Raw genomic sequence first — 22,831 nt, 5'->3', positions numbered from 1 at the left:
ACAGAAGTCATCCCACCATCAGATAAAACGAAGGAGCGTGTATGCAATTTATTGCCTTTATTATCATTTTTGGCGTCATTGTCCTAGTACATGAGTTCGGCCATTTCTATTTTGCAAAGAAATCAGGCATCCTTGTTCGCGAGTTTGCGATTGGGATGGGGCCCAAGATTTTTGCCCATGTAGGCAAAGACGGAACAGCCTATACTATTCGAATTCTTCCATTGGGGGGCTATGTCCGAATGGCAGGCTGGGGCGAAGATACGACAGAGATTAAGACAGGAACTCCTGTCAGTCTAACTTTGAACCCTGAGGGAACAGTTGTTCGGATCAACCTTTCTGGGAAAAATATCGACCAGACGGCTCTCCCCATGAATGTCACAGATTTTGATTTTGAGGATAAACTTGAAATCACAGGAATCGTCATCGAAGAGATCAAGACCTATCCTGTTCACCATGATGCGACCATTGTTGAGGAAGATGGGACAGAAGTACGGATTGCTCCTCTGGATGTGCAGTATCAAAATGCTAGTATCTGGGGACGACTCATTACCAACTTTGCGGGTCCCATGAACAACTTTATCCTGAGTATTATTGTGTACTCTCTCCTAGCTTTTATGCGAGGAGGAGCAGTGGACTACTATAGCAACCATGTTCAGGTCGTTCCTCAAGGAGTGGTGGCTAAGGCTGGTTTGAAAGACAATGACCAGATCGTTCAGATCAATGAATACAAGGTTTCCAACTGGGATGAGTTGACAGATTCAGTCCAGAAGGCAACCCGTAACCAAGGAAAAAATCCAGAAGTAACGATCACCTATGAACGAGACGGGAAGACTCAAAAAGTGACGGTCCAACCAGAAGAAGATGGTGGACGCTATTATATCGGTGTGACCAATGCTGTCAAGACGGGCTTCCTCGATAAGCTTCTGTCAGGTGTGACAGATACTTGGTACACAGCAACTCGTATCTTAACGGCTTTGAAGGATATCATCTTCCACTTTAGTTTGAACAAGTTGGGTGGTCCGGTTGCGATCTACAAAGCGAGTTCGCAAGCCGCGGAGCTTGGACTTCCAGCTATCCTGTCCCTGATGGCCATGTTGTCCATCAATATCGGAATCTTTAACTTGATCCCCATTCCGGCCTTGGATGGTGGAAAAATCTTGATCAATCTGATCGAGCTGGTTCGTAGAAAACCGCTGAAGCAGGAGGTAGAGACCTACTTGACCCTTGCTGGAGTGGCGGTCATGGTTATCTTAATGATTGCCGTTACTTGGAACGATATTATGAAATTATTTTTGAAATAGAAAAGGAATGAATCTGAATGAAACAAAGTAAAATGCTTATTCCAACACTTCGCGAAATGCCAAGTGATGCGCAGGTCATCAGCCACGCTTTGATGCTCCGTGCGGGTTATGTTCGTCAAGTCTCAGCAGGTGTCTATTCATATCTGCCACTTGCTAACCTTGTGATCGAAAAAGCTAAGAAGATCATGCGCCAAGAATTTGATAAGATTGGTGCGGTTGAGATGTTGGCTCCAGCCCTTCTCAGTGCTGACCTTTGGCGCGAATCTGGCCGTTATGAAACTTACGGTGAAGACTTGTATAAATTGAAAAATCGTGAGAAGTCAGACTTTATCTTGGGTCCAACTCACGAAGAAACGTTCACAGCGATTGTCCGTGATTCTGTCAAGTCTTACAAGCAATTGCCATTGAACTTGTACCAAATCCAGCCTAAGTATCGTGATGAAAAACGTCCACGTAATGGACTTCTTCGTACGCGTGAATTTATCATGAAAGATGGTTATAGCTTCCACGCTAACTACGATAGTTTGGATGTAACTTATGATGAGTATAAGGCAGCCTACGAGCGTATCTTCACTCGTAGTGGTTTGGACTTCAAAGCTATCATTGGTGACGGTGGAGCCATGGGTGGTAAGGATAGCCAAGAATTTATGGCCATTACTCCTTCGCGTACAGACCTTAACCGTTGGGTGGTGTTAGACAAGTCTGTTGCATCATTTGACGAGATTCCTGCGGAAGTGCAAGAAGAAATCAAGGCAGAATTGCTCAAATGGATGGTTTCTGGTGAAGACACCATTGCCTACTCAAGTGAGTCAAGCTATGCGGCCAACTTGGAAATGGCAACCAATGCCTACAAACCAAGCAACCGTGTTGTGACTGAAGATCAAGTGGCTCGCGTGGAAACGCCGGGTGTCAAATCAATTGATGAAGTCGCATCCTTCTTGAATATCTCTGAAGAGCAAACCATCAAGACCTTGGTTTATATCGCAGATGAGGAGCCAGTTGTGGCTCTACTCGTTGGCAATGACCAACTCAACGAAGTTAAGTTGAAAAACCACCTTGGAGCGGACTTCTTGGAACCTGCAACTGAGGCGGAAGTGAAAGAATTGTTGGGAGCGGACTTTGGTTCCCTTGGGCCAGTCAATCTTCCTGAAAATGTTAAGATTATTGCTGACCGCAAGGTGCAAGATAGCCGCAATGCTGTTGTAGGTGCCAACGAAGATGGCTACCACTTGACGGGTGTCAACCCAGGTCGTGACTTCACTGCGGAATATGTCGATATCCGTGAAGTGCGTGAGGGTGAAATCTCACCAGACGGACAAGGTGTTCTCAACTTTGCGCGTGGAATCGAAATCGGTCACATCTTCAAACTTGGAACTCGTTACTCAGCAAGTATGGGGGCAGATGTCTTGGATGAAAATGGCCGTGCTGTGCCAATCATCATGGGCTGTTACGGTATCGGTGTCAGCCGTCTCCTTTCAGCCGTTATGGAGCAACATGCTCGCCTCTTTGTTAACAAGACGCCTAAAGGTGAATACCGCTATGCTTGGGGCATCAACTTCCCTAAAGAATTGGCGCCATTTGATGTGCACTTGATTCCAGTCAATGTCAAAGACGAAACTTCTCTTGAATTGACAAGAAAGATCGAAGACCAATTGGTCAAGGCTGGCTACGAAGTCTTGGTAGACGACCGTAACGAACGTGCCGGTGTTAAATTTAGCGATAGTGACTTGATTGGTTTGCCAATCCGCATCACTGTCGGGAAGAAAGCAGCTGACGGTGTCGTAGAAGTGAAAATCAAAGCTTCAGGTGACACGATTGAAGTACATGCAGACAACCTGCTTGAAACTCTTTCCATTTTAAATAAATAAGCTAAACTGCCAGGTTTACCTGGCAGTTTTCTTTTGCTGAAGAAGTAGCTAGAATCCTGACTTTCCGAAGCGCTAAGAGGATTATTGCTATTGGTAAGAATTTACCCTTGAGCTGAATAGGTTAAAAACAATTTTTTGCAAAAAAAAAAACTAACCATGGCGAATAGCTTGGTTAGTTCAGTGTTCTAGACTGGTAATCTAGAGAAGTAGCGATCTAGTTCTCTTCGCTAGGGAAAGACTCTCCAAAAGACAACTCAGAGTATGGTATTTCAAAACTGTCTTTGTTATAAGTTACCTTGACTGATGTCGTTCCAAAGTCGACGAGGATGGGATGTCCTGAAGTGATGATGGTATAGCGATCAGCGGTTTGTTTGATATCATAGACTGTCGTTGGTCCGTAAAGGTAATCAGAAGAATAGATATCCCCTTTTTTAATTGTTTTCGTTATGGCAATAGTTTCTTTAGTAGGAGAATAGGATAAATTTGTAGACTTCTTTTCGGTTGATGTCTTGTGAAATAAAAGTTTGATGGTCATCACTTTTTGCTTGATAGTGAATGAAATTTTCATCGAATCGTTTCAGGGCATTTTGCCTAGTGAGATACAAACTTCCTCCCCATAGACATAGGCCTAAAACGGCAAGAGAAGCGATAGCAATCAGAACTGTTTTTTTAGTGAGACGCATAAAAACACCTTTAAATTTTATAGTAAATAGAATTAGAGTAAGAAACTCGGATGAAAAAATAGACGAAAATTTGCGAACAGGTAAAAGTACAAAAATGGATTAGAAAGCTTTATTCTTCTTCTGTCAAACCTTGCTCTTCGATAGCTTTAAAAAAGTCTTCAGGTTTATCTTTTAGTTTTTCAAAGAGGGTCCCTTTTTGGTCTGTCACGCCCAAAGCCGCCGCCACTTCATCTACATCCATCTTGGACAAATCAAAAGTGACAAATTGTCGAACCGTTTTTTTATCTGCAGAAATTCGAACTTTTAACTCAATCCCTTTGGCTTTGCTCATCGCTTCAAAATAGGGACTGCTTTCCATGTCTTCTTGATAATAGTCAGCTAGCTCTTCACGGCTTTTATCTTTTTCCTCTTCAGGAATCTCTTTTTCATGAATGAAAGAAAAAGCAGTCACCTTATCTTTTAGATAGTAGACTTTGATTTTAGTGACGACATCAGCACTGGCTGCACTTGAAAAAGTTTTCGTCTTCACCTTTTCTTCTTTGGCTTTCTGTTGACTCTGAGTTTGTTTGAGTTTGTTTTCTAGCTGGTTCTGACTAGGCGTGCTACAGGCAGTCAGGGTCAGCAGACAGGCACTGGTTAGTAAAATTTTTTTCACAGTGAAGGCTCCTTTTAATAAATATTCTGCTCTATTATATCATAACTGAGCCCCGTGAAAAATGGCTCGTGGATTGTGCAGGTTTCCTCGCCTGGCCCTATTCTTTTTCTGTCGAAAAACGGGCTGATTTATGGTAAAATAGGGTCACTACTGTACGAGGAAATATCATGTCAAACAAGTTTGAAATCTTAATGAATCAGTTGGGAATGCCTTTGGAAATGCGTGAATCAGACGCTTTTAAAGGGGCTGAAATCCAAGAGGTCATCGTCCATAAGCTCAGTCGTGTTTGGGAATTTCGTTTTGTTTTTGCCGAAATTCTTCCCATCACGATTTTTCAGGAGCTCAAAAACCGCTTGGCTGAGGAGTTTTCAAAGACAGGAAATCGAGCGGTATTTGAGATTCAGGTAAAGAATCCAACTTTTAGTGAGGAGCTCTTGCAAGCCTATTATCAGGAGGCTTTTGAAGATGGTCCCTGTGCGAGTCAGGGCTTTAAGAGCATGTATCAACACCTACAAGTCCGCTCTCAAGGAGAAGAGTTGATCATTAGTGGCCCTTCATCTGTGGATACGGAGCACTACCGGAAAAACCATCTGCCTAATCTTGCGAGTCAATTGACCAAGTTTGGTTTTCCTCATTTCCACTGTCGGGTCGAGGCGGATGACCAGATGACAGAAGAACTCCAGCAGGCCTTCGAGGCTGAAAAGGATCAAATCTTCCAAGCAGCTAATGAAGAAACCTTGCGGGCCATGGAGTCCTTGTCTCAAATGGCTCCACCACCAGCAGAGGAAAAACCGGCCTTTGATTTTAAGGCCAAAAAGGCTGCGGCCAAGCCCAAGCTGGATAAGGCAGAAGTCACTCCTATGATTGATATCACGACAGAAGAGAACCGCATTGTCTTTGAAGGAGTGGTCTTTGATGTTGAGCACAAGGTGACTCGGACAGGTCGGGTCTTGATCAATTTCAAGATGACCGACTATACCTCCAGTTTTTCGCTCCAAAAATGGGCTAAAAATGAAGAAGAAGCTCAGAAGTTTGACATGATCAAGAAAAACTCTTGGTTGCGGGTCCGTGGGAATATCGAGGTCAATAACTTCACACGTGATTTGACCATGAATGTCCAGGATGTCCAAGAAGTGGTCCACTATGAGCGTAAGGATCTGATGCCAGAAGGCGAGCGTCGGGTCGAGTTCCATGCCCATACCAATATGTCGACTATGGATGCCCTACCTGAGGTAGAGGAGCTAGTCGCAAAAGCAGCCAAATGGGGTCACAAAGCAGTGGCTATCACAGACCATGGAAATGTTCAGTCCTTCCCTCATGGCTATAAGGCTGCCAAGAAAGCTGGTATCCAACTCATCTATGGGATGGAAGCCAATATCGTTGAAGACCGCGTGCCGATTACCTACAATGAAGTTGATCTAGACCTTCATGAAGCAACCTATGTGGTTTTTGACGTGGAAACGACGGGACTTTCAGCGATTTACAATGATCTGATTCAGGTTGCCGCTTCTAAAATGCACAAGGGCAATATCATCGCTGAATTCGATGAGTTCATCAATCCAGGGCACCCCATTTCTGCCTTTACAACGGACCTGACAGGCATTACCGACGATCATGTTCGCAATGCCAAACCTTTGAAACAAGTCTTGGAGGAGTTTCAGGAATTCTGTCAGGATGCGGTTTTGGTTGCCCATAATGCCACCTTTGACGTGGGCTTCATGAATGCCAACTATGAGCGTCATGGCCTTCCAAAAATCACTCAGCCAGTGATTGATACGTTAGAGTTCGCGCGTAACCTTTATCCAGAGTACAAGCGTCATGGTTTGGGTCCCTTGACCAAGCGCTTCGGCGTTGCCTTGGAGCACCACCACATGGCTAACTATGACGCGGAAGCGACGGGTCGCTTGCTCTTTATCTTTATCAAGGATGTCGCAGAAAAACATGGCGTGACCAATCTAGCCAAGTTGAATGTGGATCTAATTAGTCCAGATTCCTATAAAAAGGCACGGGTCAAACATGCGACCATCTATGTCAAGAACCAGACCGGCTTGAAAAATATGTTCAAATTGGTCTCTCTTTCCAATACTCAATATTTTGAGGGTATTCCTCGGATTCCGCGGACGGTTTTAGATGCCCATCGGGAAGGCTTGATCCTGGGATCGGCTTGTTCTGAAGGAGAGGTCTTCGACGCGGTTGTCTCTCAAGGAGTTGACGCGGCAGTGAAAGTGGCCAAGTATTATGACTTTATCGAGGTCATGCCTCCAGTCATCTATGCGCCCCTCATTGCCAAAGAGCAGGTCAAAGATATGGATGAGCTCCAAACTATCATCAAGAGCTTGATTGAGGTGGGAGATCGCCTTGGCAAACCGGTCCTGGCAACAGGAAATGTCCACTATATAGAGCCTGAAGAAGAAATCTATCGAGAAATCATTGTCCGCAGTCTTGGGCAAGGGGCTATGATCAACCGGACGATCGGTCATGGAGAAAATGCTCAACCAGCCCCCCTGCCAAAAGCTCATTTCCGTACAACCAATGAAATGCTGGATGAATTTGCCTTTCTAGGGGAAGATTTGGCACGAAAATTGGTCATTGAAAATACTAACGCACTGGCAGAAATCTTTGAACCTGTTGAAGTGGTCAAGGGGGACCTCTATACGCCATTTATCGACAAGGCTGAAGAGACAGTTGCCGAATTGACCTATCAGAAGGCCTTTGAAATCTATGGCAATCCGCTACCTGATATTGTCGATCTACGGATTGAAAAAGAGTTGACCTCTATCCTGGGGAATGGCTTCGCCGTGATCTATCTGGCTTCCCAACTCTTGGTGCATCGTTCCAATGAACGGGGCTACCTGGTGGGTTCACGGGGGTCTGTCGGATCCAGTTTCGTGGCGACCATGATCGGGATTACCGAGGTTAATCCGCTTTCTCCTCACTATGTCTGTGGTCAGTGCCAGTACAGTGAGTTTATCACCGATGGTTCCTATGGTTCAGGATTTGATATGCCTAATAAGGACTGTCCTAACTGTGGGCACAAGCTCAGCAAAAATGGACAGGACATTCCTTTCGAGACCTTCCTTGGTTTTGATGGGGATAAGGTACCCGATATCGATTTGAACTTCTCAGGGGAGGACCAGCCGAGTGCCCACTTAGATGTCCGGGATATCTTTGGGGAAGAATACGCCTTCCGGGCAGGAACGGTTGGTACGGTCGCAGCCAAGACTGCATATGGATTTGTCAAAGGCTATGAGAGGGATTATGGCAAGTACTACCGAGATGCAGAGGTGGAACGTCTGGCCCAAGGAGCCGCTGGGGTCAAACGGACAACCGGTCAGCACCCAGGGGGAATCGTTGTTATTCCAAACTATATGGACGTCTACGACTTCACTCCGGTCCAGTACCCAGCAGATGACGTGAGCGCCGAATGGCAGACCACCCACTTTAACTTCCACGATATCGATGAGAACGTCCTCAAGCTCGATGTCCTGGGACACGATGATCCGACCATGATTCGCAAGCTCCAGGACTTGTCAGGCATTGATCCAAATGATATTCCTATGGATGATCCAGGGGTCATGGCCCTCTTCTCAGGGACCGATATCCTAGGAGTCACACCGGAGCAAATCGGTACCTCCACCGGTATGCTGGGGATCCCAGAGTTTGGGACCAACTTTGTTCGAGGCATGGTGGATGAAACTCATCCGACTACCTTTGCCGAGTTGCTACAGCTTTCTGGTCTGTCTCACGGTACCGACGTATGGTTGGGAAATGCCCAAGACTTGATCAAGGCAGGAATTGCGGACCTATCAACCGTTATCGGATGTCGGGACGACATTATGGTTTACCTCATGCACGCAGGACTCGAACCCAAGATGGCCTTTACCATCATGGAGCGGGTGCGGAAAGGCATGTGGCTCAAGATTCCTGAAGAGGAGCGCAATGGCTATATCGAGGCCATGAAGGCTAACAATGTCCCTGAATGGTACATCGAGTCTTGTGGAAAAATCAAGTATATGTTCCCCAAAGCCCATGCGGCTGCCTACGTTATGATGGCCTTACGGGTGGCTTACTTCAAAGTGCACCACCCTCTCTACTATTACTGTGCTTACTTCTCCATTCGGGCCAAGGCCTTTGATATCAAGACCATGGGTGCAGGCCTAGAAGCCGTAAAAGCGCGAATGAAGGAGATTGCTGAAAAACGTAAGAACAACGAAGCTTCCAATGTGGAGATTGACCTCTACACCACCCTTGAAATTGTCAATGAGATGTGGGAGCGTGGCTTCAAGTTTGGGAAACTAGACCTCTATCGCAGTGATGCGACGGAATTCATCATCGATGGAGACACCCTAATCCCGCCATTTGTCGCCATGGATGGATTGGGAGAGAACGTAGCCAAGCAGATTGTGCGAGCTCGCAAAGAAGGAGAATTCCTCTCTAAAACAGAGTTACGCAAACGTGGAGGCGTCTCCTCAACCTTGGTAGAAAAGATGGACGAGATGGGAATCCTTGGCAATATGCCAGAAGACAACCAGCTCAGTCTCTTTGATGATTTGTTTTGATGGAGACAAAACATTTATAAAAAGTTGATGAAGTTTCATCTTGATTAAAACTAAACAGCAAAACTAATAGTAGGCTATTGTATATCTAATAGATTTACAATAGCTTTCTTTTTTGTTATAATAATCAATAGAAAGAAGGTGAGAATATGTCAAAGACGAGTATGAGTATTCGTTTGGATAGTGAGGTCAAGGAGCAGGCCCAACAGGTTTTTAACCATTTAGGGATGGATATGACAACGGCCATCAACATTTTCCTCCGTCAGGCTATTCAATATCAGGGGCTACCGTTTGATGTTAGATTAGACGATAATCGGAAATTGCTTCAAGTGGTAATGGATGTAGAGCAAAATCGGAATATGAGCCAGTCTTTTGAATCTGTCTCAGATTTGATGGAGGATTTGCGTGCTTAAGATTCGCTATCATAAACAGTTTAAAAAAGATTTTAAGTTGGCAATGAAGCGTGGTTTGAAGGCAGACTTATTAGAAGAAGTCTTACATTTTCTGATTCAAGAAAGAGAACTTCCTGTTAGATATCGTGACCATCAACTGACCAACTCCAAGCATTTTCAAAGTGTTCGGGAGTGTCATATCCAGCCGGATTGGCTTTTGGTTTACAAAGTAGATAAGGACGAATTGATTTTAAACTTGCTAAGGACAGGAAGTCATAGTGATTTATTCTGATGGACTCAACAATCCTCGCTCGGTTTGAGGTTGGTTAATGATAGAAAATAAAAAAAGAGCAATACCCTGGAAGTCAGGGAAAGTCATCTCCATTCGCCTACGAAATGGTGTCTATGTCTTAGCACAAATGGTGCGAGAGCCCTATTTGGTGTTTTTTAACCATTTTAAGGAGGAAAATAGCTGGAAGGGAGTGACCTTGAAAGAGGAGAATATTCTCTTTTGCAAAGCAGTCACTCGTCAGTTTCTACGCTCTAGTCCTGTAACGATTGTCAAAGATCTTGAGCCTCTCTTCGATTATCGGCTGCCTAAAGAATGGATTTATAGCCATATGGGAGGGCATCCGATTACGGTTTCGGTGAAGGGACAGGAGCGCCAAGTAGCTGGTTTTGGTCGACGCTGTTCTTTAGTTCTAGCGGATAAGGACAGTGGTCAACCGGAGGATAATCCACTTATGGGCCTCTTCCAAGCTTATATCATACCAGATATCAAAGAACAGGATTGGGAACGGGTAGGTCAGGCTGAACACATGTCCATTGAAGTATTTCCAACACTCAATGAGCGTCTCTACCTTTGCTATCTTTATGGGAAAAATATAAATCCAGAACAAGATATCTCTTTGGGCAAGCCCCTGCTTGATGACTATGAAACTTATGTAGATATCCTCACTAACAGCCGAGAGGCTCAACGTCTCTATCTAGGAGAGTACGAAGAATAAGAAAGGACACTTGATGAAACTTAGAATTTTTGCGGAAAACAAGCCAGCTCAAAAGGTTTTTGAATATCAGTTAGAGCTTGCTGATCAGACAATTCTTCTATCGACAGCACTCTTGTCAGGTGCAATTGCTTTGGTAGGATTATTTTCTGCTTTGAAAGAAAAATAAATATAGAAAAGGATTGAACATGGTTTTACCAAATTTTAAAGAAAACTTAGAAAAATACGCAAAATTGTTGGTGGCAAACGGCATCAACGTGCAACCTGGCCATACCTTGGCTTTGAACATCGATGTGGAGCAAAGAGAATTGGCCCACTTGATTGTGAAGGAAGCCTATGCTTTGGGGGCACATGAAGTTATTGTCCAATGGGCAGATGATTTTACTACCCGTGAAAAATTCCTCCATGCACCGATGGATCGCTTGGACAATGTGCCTGACTACAAGATTGCAGAGATGAACTACCTCTTGGAACACAAGGCCAGTCGCTTAGGTGTGCGCTCGTCTGATCCAGGTGCCTTAAATGGTGTTGAGGCAGAAAAGCTTTCGGCTTCTGCTAAGGCTTTGGGCATGGCTATGAAACCAATGCGCATCGCTACTCAATCTAACAAGGTCAGCTGGACTGTTGCTGCAGCAGCAGGTTTAGAATGGGCGAAAAAGGTCTTCCCAAATGCGGCTAGTGATGAAGAAGCAGTGGATCTCCTGTGGGATCAGATCTTCAAGACCTGCCGGGTATACGAAGAAGATCCAGTCAAAGCTTGGGAAGAGCATGCAGCTATTCTCAAGAGCAAGGCAGATACTCTTAATAAGGAACAATTCTCAGCTCTTCATTACACAGCACCAGGGACCGATTTGACTCTTGGCTTGCCGAAGAACCACGTCTGGGAATCTGCTGGAGCTATCAATGCCCAAGGTGAAGGTTTCTTGCCAAATATGCCGACAGAAGAGGTCTTCACAGCTCCTGACTTCTGTCGTGCAGAAGGTTATGTCACTTCCACAAAACCTCTTAGCTACAATGGGAACATTATCGAAGGCATCAAAGTGACCTTCGAAAATGGAGAAATCGTAAACATCACAGCTGAAAAAGGCGATCAAGTCATGAAAGATTTGGTCTTCAAAAACAAGGGAGCGCGTGCCTTGGGTGAATGTGCCCTCGTACCAGACCCAAGCCCAATTTCACAGTCAGGCATCACCTTCTTCAACACTCTCTTTGATGAAAATGCCTCTAACCACTTGGCCATCGGGGCAGCCTATGCAACCAGTGTAGAAGGGGGCGCAGAATTCACAGAAGAAGAACTTGAAGCAGCTGGTCTCAACCGCTCAGACGTCCACGTCGACTTCATGATCGGTTCAAGTCAAATGGATATCGACGGCATCCGAGAAGACGGCACCCGCGTCCCAGTCTTCCGCAACGGAGATTGGGCAATATAGGGAGCAGGACAGAAATCGGTAGATGCAGTCTCGATTTCTACCTCGCTTTTTGGATTCAATGCTCGGGCAAAAAAGGTCCACAGGACCTTTTTAGTACCCCCGCCCAGTTGATTAGGAAGGGGCCTTGCTCCGCAATCCCTATTCGCCGCCTCAAAACAGTGTTTTGAGTAATCAACCACTGCGCTAAGAGACAAAAATCGGTAGATGCAGTCTCGATTTCTACCTCGCTTTTCGGTTTTAAGGCTCAGGCAAAAAAGGTTCGCAGGACCTTTTTAGTACCCCCGCACAGTTGATTAGGAAGGGGCTTGCTCCGCAATCCCTATCTGCCACCTCAAAACAGTGTTTTGGGCCATCAACCACTGTGCCGAGAGACGGAAATGAGCAACTAAGAGCGTTTGTTTTTAGAATACATCAATAAAGAGTTTGGTTTTAGCGACCAAGCTCTTTTTTTGTGTCAGCTAGTTTTAATGAAATATAGGGATAAAATTTTATAGCTTCTTCTCTTAATTAAAGAACCTTTCAAAGAAGCCTTGACGAGGGCCTGCTTTCTAGATAGACTGAAAGTAAGCGTTTACACACAACAAATTTTAGGAGGTCCTGATGAAATCACATCAACCACGTTATGCTATTCGCAAGTATGCTGTAGGAGTTGCTTCGGTACTGGTTGGCTTTTTTGCCAGCGGTCAAGTCGTAGCAGCAGATACGCCGAGTGTTACAGAAAGCCCTGCAACGACTCTTCCGACACAGCCAAGTGAAGGAGACTTGCCTCAGTCTGTTACCGAGGAAACTGCTCAGCCGGTAGTAGAAAAATCAATTGTTCCTGCTCCAATCGTCGAGCAAAGACAACCGACCCTACCTGATCGAGAATTGCGCGCATCCGATCTTGATCGCTTAATTCGTGAAGAAGCGATCTCTGTTACAGAAGCTGATGGGACAGCTAAACCTGTGACAATAGCGACTGAAACACCCGCTAAAGATCCAGAGCAAGAAGAAAAATTGGCCAAGAAAAAGGTCATCTCTATTGATGCCGGTCGCAAGTACTTCTCACCGGATCAAATCAAGGAAATCATTGATGAAGCTAGCAAGACGGGTTATACCGATTTGCATCTCTTAGTGGGAAATGACGGCTTGCGCTTTGTCCTTGATGACATGTCCTTGCAAGTGGGAGATGCGTCCTACTCAAGTCAAGCGGTCAAAGAGGCTGTAGAAAAAGGAACCAAAGCCTACTATGACGATCCAAATGGAACAGCCTTGACTCAGGCTCAAATGGATGAGATTTTGGCTTATGCCAAATCCAAGAATATAGGCGTCATTCCAACGATTAATAGCCCAGGGCACATGGATGCAATTCTGACAGCTATGGAGCAATTGGGGATTGAAAACCCTCACTTTAATTACTTTGGTACGAAAAAGTCAGAACGGACCGTTGATTTAGACAACCAAAAGGCTCTAGATTTCACCAAAGCCTTGGTGGACAAGTATGCGGCTTATTTCAGTGGCAAGACAGAAATCTTTAACATCGGCTTGGACGAATATGCTAATGATGCAACAGATGCCCATGGTTGGCAGGTCCTTCAAGCTAGCAAGCATTGGCCAGATGAAGGCTATCCAGATAAAGGCTACGAAAAATTCATCCAATATGCCAATGATCTAGCGGCTATTGTGAAAAAACACAAGATGAAACCAATGGCCTTCAACGACGGTATCTACTACAATGGCGATACCTCCTACGGAACCTTTGATAAGGATATCATTGTATCCTATTGGACAGGTGGTTGGAACGGCTATGATGTGGCTTCGTCAAAATTCCTATCTGAACTAGGCCATCAAATTCTTAATACCAATGATGCTTGGTATTATGTCCTCGGTCGGGACAAGGCTGGATCTGGTTGGTACAATCTCGATCAAGGTCTCGAAGGGATTTCCAAGTCAGCGATTGATGTTGTTCAAAAAAATGATGGGGCTAAGGTTCCCTTCATTGGTGGGATGGTAGCTGCCTGGGCAGATACGCCATCTGCAACCTACAAAGAAGAGCTACTCTTCAAGCTCATGCACGCTTTTGCGGATAAGAATGCGGACTATTTTGTAGCAGATCCTGAAGTCGTCGAAAAAGCTTTGGCGGAAGCTCCAACTGATTTAGACCACTACACACCAGAATCCCTAGTAGCCTTTACAGCAGCAAAAGAGGCGCTAGAAGGAGTAAGAGCAGACACGACTCGAGCAGAAGCTAAGGAACTGATTGCTTCTCTCAAAGCCGCTCAAGAGTCCTTAGTCTATACAGAAAGCTATGCCAAAGAGTTGGCAGACAAGGAAGCTGCTGAAAAACTAGCTAAGAGCAAGGTGATTTCCATTGACGCAGGACGCAAATACTTCTCGCTAGATCAGTTGAAACGGATTGTAGACAAGGCCAGTGAGCTAGGTTATTCTGACTTGCACCTCCTTGTCGGAAATGATGGCATGCGCTTCGTCCTCGATGATATGACAGTGGAAGCCAATGGCAAGACTTATGCCAGCGATGACGTGAAACAGGCCCTTCTCGAAGGAACCAAGGCCTACTATGACGATCCAAATGGCCAAGCCTTGACCCAAGCAGAAATGGATGAATTGCTTGCTTATGCGACTTCTAAAGGAATTGGCTTGATCCCAGCAGTCAATAGTCCAGGTCATATGGATGCTATCTTGGTAGCGATGGAAAAACTGGGTATTGAACATCCACAAGCGACCTTTGATACGGTTTCCAAGACAACCATGGATCTGACCAACGAAGAAGCAGTCAACTTCACCAAGGCCCTCATTGGCAAGTACATGGATTATTTCAAAGGCAAGTCTAAGATCTTTAACTACGGAACAGACGAATACGCCAATGATGCTACCAATGCCCAAGGCTGGTACTACCTCAAATGGTATGAACTCTATGGTAAGTTTGCGGACTACTCTAATAGTCTCGCTGCTATGGCTCGTGAAAAAGGCTTGCAACCAATGGCCTTTAACGATGGCTTCTACTATGGAGACGAAGATGATGTGACCTTTGACAAGGACGTCTTGATTTCTTACTGGTCTAAAGGATGGTGGGGCTATAATCTCGCATCACCACAGTACCTAGCAGACAAGGGCTACAAATTCCTCAATACAAACGGGGATTGGTACTATGTTTTGGGCCATAGAGGAGATCAAAGCTATCCACTCGATAAAGCTCTTCAACATTCAGAAACCGTTCCATTTGAACAATTAGCTTCAACCAAATACCCTGATGTGAAATTACCAGTGTCCGGAAGTATGTTGGGAATCTGGGCAGATGAACCAGCTAATGAATACAAGGAAGAAGAAGTCTTCCAGGTCATGGAAGCATTTGCCAACCACAATAAGGACTACTTCAAAGCTGACTATACAGCCCTTCGTGCGGCTCTTGCCAATGTTCCAACAGATCTTTCCATCTACACTGAGGAATCTCGTTCAGCTCTTGCAACAGTTCTAGATCAGTTAAATTGGAAGATCAGTCGTGCTCACCAAGAAAAAGTGGCAGAGCAGGTTGAACAGGTAACTCAAACTCTCAGTCAATTGAAACCAATCACTCAAGTGGGAAGCCAAGCAGAAGATGATGTCAGAGCCTTGGTAGCAGACAAACCAAGCTTGGAAGTCGTCGAAAAAGAACTGGATTTTGAAGTTGTTGAACGGACCAATCCAGATCTAGCCAAGGGTGAACGAAAAGCGGTTCAAGCAGGTGTCAAAGGCCAGCAGCGTGAATTTGTTGCGGTTTCTGCCCTTGATGAGAGCCGCCAAGTGCTAGGAACTGAAGTTTCGAAAGAAGCTGTTGCTGAGATTGTGGAAGTGGGAACCAAGGAGGCAGAAGTGATCACTCCGACTCCAGGTTTACAGGATGGTCCAAGTCCTCAACCAGACTTACCTCAAGTTGATCAAGGAGGTCATCATCAAGTAAGACCAGTAGTCCCTGAAGTGAAGCCACTTGTGAACGCTCAGCCAGCTCCAGTCGCTTCAGAACAAAAAACAGTAGAAGAAGCTCAGCCAGCACCGATGCAAGATCAAACACCGTCTAGTCATCAGCTTCCTCAGACTGGACAAGAATCTGTCCTAGGTTTGGCCTTGCTTGGAGCTGTACTTGGCGCAACTGGGATGAGTCTCAAAGGACGGAAAGAAGACTAATCAGCCCCCCGATTGAACTAAGTCTTTCTATTTTCCAGAGATGGAAGAGGAAAGACTTGGTTCTTTTTTTTGTATCGGAAACTGTACCCGGACAGTCCTCTCTTTTCCGCCTTGTTCAGCTCGGATGAACTTGATAAAATAAAAACATGACACGATACAAAGCAACTATTTCTTACGATGGAACTCTATTTGCAGGTTTCCAACGACAACCGCATGCCCGTAGTGTGCAAGAAGAAATCGAGAAGACCTTGATGCGTCTCAATCAAGGAAATCCTGTGACCATCCATGGAGCAGGCCGGACGGATGCAGGTGTCCATGCCCTTGGGCAGGTCATCCATTTTGATCTCCCCCAGCCACGGGACGAGGAGAAGCTCCGTTTTGCCCTCGATACCCAAACCCCAGAGGATATTGACTTTATCCGGGTGGAGCAAGTGCCTGAGGACTTTCATTCACGCTACCAGAAGCACAGCAAAACCTATGAATTCATCGTGGATTATGGTCGTCCCAAGAATCCCATGATGCGTCACTATGCCACCCACTATCCTTATCCTTTGGATGTGGAAAAGATGCAAGTAGCCATCCGAAAGTTGGAGGGAACCCATGATTTCACCGGTTTTACAGCTTCGGGTACCAGTGTGGAAGACAAGGTTCGCACGATTACAGAGGCTCGCTTGGTCGAGGACGTGGCAAATCATCGTCTTCTCTTTACCTTTTCGGGCAATGGCTTTCTCTACAAGCAAATCCGCAATATGGTGGGGACCTTGCTGAAGATTGGCAATGGACGAATGCCGGTGGAGCAAATTGACTTGATTTTAGAAAAGAAGGACCGCAATCTAGCAGGTCCTACAGCAGCGCCAAATGGCTTATATTTAAAGGAGATCCGTTATGAGTAATGAATTGATTCTAGCTATTTCAGGAAATGATATTTTTAGTGGGGGAGGTCTTCATGCAGACCTTGCAACTTATACGACTAATAAACAGCATGGCTTTGTAGCGGTGACTTGTTTGACCGCTATGACGGAGCACGGTTTTGAAGTGATTCCAGTGGATCCAACGACCTTTGCCCAACAGCTCCACTCTCTCAAGGATGTTCCTTTCTCTGCTATTAAACTCGGCCTCTTGCCAAATGTCCAAGTGGCAGACTTAGCCTTGGACTATGTCAAAGCTCATGCAGGTATTCCTGTGGTACTAGACCCCGTCTTGGTCTGCAAGGAAACCCATGACGTAGAAGTGTCAGCCCTTCGAGATGAATTGATCAAGTTCTTCCCTTATGTGACCATCATCACGCCAAACTTACCAGAAGCTGAGATCTTGACTCAAAGCAAGATTCAATCGCTCGACGATATGAAGGAGGCGGCGCGCAAGCTCCATGAATTGGGAGCAGCGACTGTCGTGGTCAAAGGGGGCAACCGCCTTAACAAGGAAAAAGCCATCGATGTCTTTTATGACGGGCAAGACTTTACGGTCTTCGAAGAAGATGTTTTAGAAAAGAATAATACAGGAGCTGGTTGTACCTTTGCCTCTAGCATAGCAAGCCAGTTAGTCCAAGGGAAGGCAACCTTAGAAGCTGTCAAAGCCTCTAAAGACTTTGTCTACCAAGCCATTCAAAAATCAGATCAATATGGAGTAGTTCAATATGACCAATAAACGGACCCAAGTAATCGCGCATTTAGCCATTTTAACCGCCTTGACAGTTGTGCTAGGCTATTATACCAAGTTGCCAACTCCAACCGGGATGGTGACCTTGTTGGATCTAGGTGTCTACTTTACCGCCTTTTATCTGGGGCGCAAAGAAGGAGCAGTGGTCGGTGGTCTTGGTGCCTTTCTCTTAGACCTCCTCTCTGGCTATCCTCAATGGATGTTCTTTAGTCTTCTTTTCCACGGAGCTCAAGGTTACTTTGCTGGCTTTAAAGGAAAAGCCCGTTACATCGGTCTGCTTCTAGGAACGGTTATCATGGTAGGCGGCTATGCCCTAGCATCAGCGCTCTTTTTAGGAAATACCTGGGTAGCGGCCATTGAAGAGGTTCCTCATAATCTTGTTCAAAACTTCGTTGGGATGGCTCTGGGATATGCTCTGTATCATTTCTTACCAAAGAAGGGAAATTAGAAGATGGAGTTAGAGCAATTAAAAAGAGAAACCCAGGAGATCTTGCTGGATCTATTATCCAAGGCCAATCTGCATCAGGGACAAATCCTCGTATTAGGCCTGTCCACCAGTGAAGTCGCTGGCGCAAGTATCGGGAAGAACTCAAGCCTGGAGATTGGGCAAGCCATTGTGAAAACCATCCTGGATACCCTAACTCCCAAAGGGATTTACTTAGCTGTCCAAGGATGTGAGCATCTTAATCGCGCTCTGGTGGTCGAACGTGAACTAGCAGAAAAGAAAGACTTAGAAATCGTCAATGTACTACCGAGCCTCCATGCGGGGGGGGCCGGACAGTTGGCAGCCTTCGGTTATATGAAAGACCCTGTCGAAGTGGAATATATCACAGCTCAGGCTGGTTTGGATATCGGGGATACTTCTATCGGGATGCATGTCAAGCATGTGCAAGTACCCGTTCGCCCTGTCTTGAAAGAACTGGGTGGCGCTCATGTGACAGCTCTAGCCAGTCGTCCAAAGTTGATCGGTGGGGCGCGTGCTACTTACCAAGAAGATCCGCTTCGGAAATCCTAATAGGAAGGAAACTAGTTCAGTCATGGACTAGTTTTTTTATTCCGGGACACTTCTTGAGATAGGAAAGAAATTTTTAATCTTTTGGTCTTCAGAAACCACTATAGAATTCCTCTAATAAGAAGCAGTTTCCACAAAACCAAGATGCCCAAAAACTTGCATTTTCGAAGTTTTATGGTAAAATTATTAGGAATGACTATATTATTTTAAGGAGAGACAGAATGTCTGTATCATTTGAAAACAAAGAAACAAACCGCGGAGTATTGACTTTTACCATCAGTCAAGACCAAATTAAACCAGCTTTAGACCGCGTGTTTGAGTCTGTTAAGAAAAACTTGAACGTACCAGGATTCCGTAAAGGTCACCTTCCACGTCCGATCTTCAACCAACGTTTTGGTGAAGAATCACTTTATCAAGATGCTTTGAACGATCTTCTTCCAGCAGCTTATGAAGCAGCAGTAAAAGAAGCAGGTCTTGAAGTGGTTGCTCAACCAACTTTTGACGTTGTATCAATGGAAAAAGGTCAAGATTGGACATTGACAGCAAATGTTGTTACAAAACCAGAAGTAAAATTGGGTGCTTACAACGACCTTGAAGTATCTGTAGAAGTTTCTAAAGAAGTAACAGATGAAGATGTAGATGCACGTATCGAACGCGAACGCAACAACTTGGCTGAATTGGTAATCAAAGAAGGACCAGCAGCTGAAGGTGATACCGTTGTGATCGACTTTGTAGGTTCTGTTGACGGTGTTGAGTTTGACGGAGGAAAAGGAGATAACTTCTCACTTGGACTTGGCTCAGGTCAATTCATCCCAGGTTTCGAAGACCAATTGGTTGGACACTCAGCTGGTGAGACAGTTGATGTCATCGTAACTTTCCCAGAAAACTACCAAGCAACTGACCTTGCAGGTAAAGAAGCAAAATTCGTGACAACCATCCACGAAGTAAAAGCAAAAGAAGTACCAGCTCTTGACGATGAATTGGCAAAAGACATCGATGAAGAAGTTGAAACTCTTGCTGAATTAAAAGAAAAATACCGCAAAGAGTTGGCTGAAGCGAAAGAAGAAGCTTACAAAGATGCAGTTGAGTCAGCAGCGATTGACCTTGCAGTAGAAAATGCAGAAATCGTTGACCTTCCAGAAGAAATGATCCACGAAGAAGTACACCGTGCTGTCAATGAATTCCTTGGAAACATGCAACGTCAAGGAATCTCTCCAGACATGTACTTCCAAATCACTGGTACAACTCAAGAAGATCTTCACAAACAATATGAAGCAGATGCAGCTGCACGTACTAAGACAAACCTTGTCGTAGAAGCGGTTGCTAAAGCAGAAGGCTTCGAAGCAACTGACGAAGAAGTAACTGCAGAAATCGAACAATTGGCAGCAGATTACAACATGCCAGTTGAACAAGTTCGTAGCTTGCTTTCACCAGAAATGTTGAAACACGACATCGCTGTGAAGAAAGCTGTTGAAGTGATCACAAGCACTGCAAAAGTAAAATAAAAAAGACGATCTTCCATCTTGATGGAAACAAGTCATAAGAAGAAAAGCTGAGGCCATGTGTCCCGGCTTTTCTCTTCTTATTGGCGCGGAATTTTCCTTTGACGAAAGGGGAAAATTATCGTACAATAGAGTGTAACGATAAATGATGTATTCTAGGGGTATCCTCTTTTTTAATGAAAAAGAGTGTTGCCTTGAGATAAAAATGAAGGAGATCTACCTTGGAATTAGAAGTATTTGCTGGACAAGAAAAAAGTGAACTTTCAATGATTGAAGTAGCCCGTGCGATCTTAGAGTCACGTGGCCGTGATCATGAAATGTATTTCAATGACCTGGTCAATGAAATTCAAAACTACCTCGAAAAATCAAACAGTGAAATTCGTGAAGCTCTTCCCTTGTTCTATACGGAATTGAATGTGGATGGAAGCTTTATCCCACTAGGAGATAACAAATGGGGGCTTCGCTCATGGTATGCGATCGATGAGGTAGATGAAGAAATCATCGCTCTTGAAGAAACAGATGAAGACGAAGAGCCTAAGAAACGTAAGAAAAAACGCGTCAATGCCTTTATGGACGGAGACGAAGACGCGATCGATTACAATGCGGATGATCCAGAAGACGAAGATGTCTACGAAGCAGATCCAGCGCTTACTTACGATGATGAAAACCCAGAAGATGAGAAGGATGAAGTGGAAGCCTATGACGCTGAAATCAATGAAATCTCACCAGACGAGTTGGATGAAGAAGTTGAGTTAAGTGACGAAGAAGACGAAGAAGAGTCTTACGAAGAAGAAGAATAATCCAAAAAACAAGGAATTCGTTCCTTGTTTTTTCTTTGCTTGAAGGACGCTTCAAGGAGGAGTATAATAAGGGTGTAAGGTTGCTGTAGCGCAGAAGGAGGAAGAGCATATGGACTGGATACTGAATCAAAGTTTGGTGGATTTGGGGATTGAGACAGTTGTAATCGGAGTGGCTAAACAGGTGGATCCACAAGCTCCCTTGTCTGCAACTTTTCTAGCTAAAAAGAAGGAGATGGAAGCCTGGGCCTTAAATTGTGATCTCAGCTCGGTGAAAGAGGAGGCAGTTGTACAAGGCTATATGGATTTGTTGAAGGAAGCGGGGCGTAGTGTCAAGAAGAACCCGCCGACCATTCTTGCTTTGATTAAGAATATCCAAAGTCGTGGCTTTCTTCCGACGATCAATAGTGTGATTGATATCTATAATGTCGAATGTCTCCGTTCCTTTTTAGCCATTGGAGGGCATGATTTGGATAAGATCCAGGGACCAATCGAGTTTACGATTAGTCAAAGAGAGGATACCTTTTTGCCCATTTTATCAACAGAGAAGCATGTTAGTGAAACCGATCCGGTCTACAGAGATCAAGAGGGCATCATGGCCTGGCTAGATGTGAGGGATGGTGAGCGCTATAAGATGGAGGAGACTACTCGCAATGCCCTCTTTATCATCCAGGGAAACCGAGCGACCTCTATAGAGATGCGCTTGGAAACACTGGAGCGGATTAGAGAAGATATGGCCTCTTGTATGCCTGATTTAGAATTTGAAAAATACCTGGTTACCCCTAGTGAGACAATTCTAGTTTCTTAAGAAAGTCCTCCTGTGATAGGGATGTGTCCTCAACTGGACATAAGAGAGACGTGAAGCAGCCGACGCTCTGCTTAACCTGTGAAAATCTGCAACCTTTGAAAAAAGTTTGAAAAAAATCTTGACAAGAAAGTAGAAGATTGATATACTAGTAAGGTACTCAATCGCGGGGATGGCGGAATTGGCAGACGCGCAGGACTAAGGATCCTGTGACCGCTTTAGGTCGTGAGGGTTCAAGTCCCTCTCTCCGCATCGGATAATCAAGACAGCTTCGGCTGTCTTTTTTCTTGTTCATATAGCAGAAAGATCGATTGAAAGAGAAGAAAACGCTTTAAAGCTTCAGGAAAAGCTAGCATTTTCAATGAAAAAGTGATAAAATAAACAATGTAAGTGGTTTAACCACAATAAATTAGAGGAGGCCTACTACTAATGGCAATCGTTTCAGCAGAAAAATTTGTCCAAGCAGCTCGTGACAATGGTTACGCAGTTGGTGGATTTAACACAAACAACCTTGAGTGGACTCAAGCTATCTTGCGTGCAGCAGAAGCTAAAAAAGCTCCAGTTTTGATCCAAACTTCTATGGGTGCTGCTAAATACATGGGTGGTTACAAAGTAGCTCGCAACATGATCGCTAACCTTGTTGAAGCAATGGGTATCACTGTACCAGTTGCAATCCACCTTGACCATGGTCACTACGAAGATGCTCTTGAGTGTATCGAAGTTGGTTACACTTCAATCATGTTCGACGGATCACACCTTCCAGTTGAAGAAAACCTTAAATTGGCGAAAGAAGTTGTAGAAAAAGCTCACGCTAAAGGTATCTCAGTTGAAGCTGAAGTTGGTACAATCGGTGGTGAAGAAGACGGTATCGTTGGTAAAGGTGAATTGGCACCAATCGAAGATGCTAAAGCAATGGTTGCTACAGGAATCGACTTCTTGGCAGCAGGTATTGGTAACATCCACGGTCCATACCCAGCAAACTGGGAAGGTCTTGACCTTGACCACT

General features: G+C 44.9%; 19 protein-coding genes and 1 tRNA gene. 18 read left to right on the top strand and 2 right to left on the bottom strand.

Annotated elements, in window-relative coordinates; all coding sequences use genetic code 11:
* Positions 1 to 41: 41 nt before the first annotated feature.
* A complete protein-coding gene (rseP, locus tag QZ158_RS00450; protein WP_293872935.1) occupies positions 42 to 1,301 on the top strand; it encodes an RIP metalloprotease RseP in 1,260 nt (419 codons plus the stop codon).
* 17 nt (positions 1,302 to 1,318) lie between these two features.
* Positions 1,319 to 3,169, top strand: a complete 1,851-nt coding sequence (locus QZ158_RS00445; protein ID WP_293872933.1) for a proline--tRNA ligase — start codon at positions 1,319 to 1,321, stop codon at positions 3,167 to 3,169.
* A gap of 214 nt (positions 3,170 to 3,383) precedes the next feature.
* Here QZ158_RS00445 and QZ158_RS00440 read toward each other — a convergent pair whose 3' ends face one another.
* Together QZ158_RS00440 and QZ158_RS00435 are read right to left on the bottom strand one after the other, a co-directional pair.
* Positions 3,384 to 3,704, bottom strand: coding sequence for a hypothetical protein (locus QZ158_RS00440; protein ID WP_293872931.1), 321 nt, complete (start codon positions 3,702 to 3,704; stop codon positions 3,384 to 3,386).
* Positions 3,705 to 3,961: 257 nt separating this feature from the next.
* A complete protein-coding gene (locus tag QZ158_RS00435; protein ID WP_293872929.1) occupies positions 3,962 to 4,507 on the bottom strand; it encodes a DUF1307 domain-containing protein in 546 nt (181 codons plus the stop codon).
* Between the two features lie 167 nt (positions 4,508 to 4,674).
* On the opposite strand from QZ158_RS00435, the gene QZ158_RS00430 reads away from it, so the two are divergent.
* The 16 genes from QZ158_RS00430 to QZ158_RS00355 form a co-directional block, all read left to right on the top strand.
* Positions 4,675 to 9,066 carry a PolC-type DNA polymerase III gene (locus QZ158_RS00430; protein WP_293872927.1) on the top strand — a complete coding sequence of 1,464 codons (4,392 nt, stop codon included), beginning with the start codon at positions 4,675 to 4,677 and terminating at the stop codon, positions 9,064 to 9,066.
* A 146-nt stretch (positions 9,067 to 9,212) separates the two neighbouring features.
* Entirely contained in the window at positions 9,213 to 9,476 is a 264-nt protein-coding gene (locus tag QZ158_RS00425) for a type II toxin-antitoxin system RelB/DinJ family antitoxin (protein ID WP_293872925.1), read from the top strand.
* Positions 9,469 to 9,747 carry a type II toxin-antitoxin system YafQ family toxin gene (locus QZ158_RS00420; protein WP_293872923.1) on the top strand — a complete coding sequence of 93 codons (279 nt, stop codon included), beginning with the start codon at positions 9,469 to 9,471 and terminating at the stop codon, positions 9,745 to 9,747. The genes QZ158_RS00425 and QZ158_RS00420 overlap by 8 nt, the downstream gene beginning before the upstream one ends.
* A gap of 37 nt (positions 9,748 to 9,784) precedes the next feature.
* Positions 9,785 to 10,462 (top strand): hypothetical protein, encoded by a 678-nt coding sequence (locus QZ158_RS00415; RefSeq protein ID WP_293872921.1) that lies wholly within the window; start codon positions 9,785 to 9,787, stop codon positions 10,460 to 10,462.
* 13 nt (positions 10,463 to 10,475) lie between these two features.
* Positions 10,476 to 10,628 (top strand): hypothetical protein, encoded by a 153-nt coding sequence (locus QZ158_RS00410; RefSeq protein ID WP_293872919.1) that lies wholly within the window; start codon positions 10,476 to 10,478, stop codon positions 10,626 to 10,628.
* 19 nt (positions 10,629 to 10,647) lie between these two features.
* On the top strand, positions 10,648 to 11,889 hold the full coding sequence (locus tag QZ158_RS00405) for an aminopeptidase (protein WP_293872917.1): 1,242 nt from the start codon (positions 10,648 to 10,650) through the stop codon (positions 11,887 to 11,889).
* Between the two features lie 600 nt (positions 11,890 to 12,489).
* On the top strand, positions 12,490 to 16,050 hold the full coding sequence (locus QZ158_RS00400) for a family 20 glycosylhydrolase (protein ID WP_293872916.1): 3,561 nt from the start codon (positions 12,490 to 12,492) through the stop codon (positions 16,048 to 16,050).
* 146 nt (positions 16,051 to 16,196) lie between these two features.
* Positions 16,197 to 16,943: a tRNA pseudouridine(38-40) synthase TruA gene (gene truA / locus QZ158_RS00395; protein WP_293872915.1), complete on the top strand. Its 747-nt coding sequence runs from the start codon at positions 16,197 to 16,199 to the stop codon at positions 16,941 to 16,943.
* Positions 16,936 to 17,697 carry a bifunctional hydroxymethylpyrimidine kinase/phosphomethylpyrimidine kinase gene (locus tag QZ158_RS00390; RefSeq protein ID WP_123159772.1) on the top strand — a complete coding sequence of 254 codons (762 nt, stop codon included), beginning with the start codon at positions 16,936 to 16,938 and terminating at the stop codon, positions 17,695 to 17,697. Before truA ends, QZ158_RS00390 begins: the two co-directional genes overlap by 8 nt.
* A complete protein-coding gene (locus QZ158_RS00385) occupies positions 17,687 to 18,157 on the top strand; it encodes an ECF transporter S component (protein WP_048789871.1) in 471 nt (156 codons plus the stop codon). Before QZ158_RS00390 ends, QZ158_RS00385 begins: the two co-directional genes overlap by 11 nt.
* 3 nt (positions 18,158 to 18,160) lie before the next feature.
* Complete coding sequence (locus tag QZ158_RS00380) at positions 18,161 to 18,724, top strand: TIGR01440 family protein (RefSeq protein WP_006595013.1); 564 nt, start codon at positions 18,161 to 18,163, stop codon at positions 18,722 to 18,724.
* Positions 18,725 to 18,942: 218 nt separating this feature from the next.
* Entirely contained in the window at positions 18,943 to 20,226 is a 1,284-nt protein-coding gene (tig, locus tag QZ158_RS00375) for a trigger factor (RefSeq protein ID WP_293872904.1), read from the top strand.
* A gap of 218 nt (positions 20,227 to 20,444) precedes the next feature.
* Entirely contained in the window at positions 20,445 to 21,023 is a 579-nt protein-coding gene (rpoE, locus tag QZ158_RS00370) for a DNA-directed RNA polymerase subunit delta (RefSeq protein WP_048691524.1), read from the top strand.
* Between the two features lie 109 nt (positions 21,024 to 21,132).
* Complete coding sequence (locus QZ158_RS00365; protein ID WP_293872896.1) at positions 21,133 to 21,828, top strand: phenylalanine--tRNA ligase beta subunit-related protein; 696 nt, start codon at positions 21,133 to 21,135, stop codon at positions 21,826 to 21,828.
* Between the two features lie 163 nt (positions 21,829 to 21,991).
* Positions 21,992 to 22,077, top strand: a tRNA-Leu gene (locus QZ158_RS00360).
* Positions 22,078 to 22,254: 177 nt separating this feature from the next.
* Positions 22,255 to 22,831, top strand: a 577-nt coding sequence (locus tag QZ158_RS00355; RefSeq protein ID WP_293872894.1) for a class II fructose-bisphosphate aldolase, incomplete at its 3' end; no start/stop codon positions are given.

This window comes from Streptococcus sp. A12, from assembly GCF_905372335.1.
GTDB lineage: Bacteria > Bacillota > Bacilli > Lactobacillales > Streptococcaceae > Streptococcus.
The sequence above is the reverse complement of the archived record's forward strand: the minus strand, read 5'-3'. Positions and strand labels throughout refer to the sequence as shown.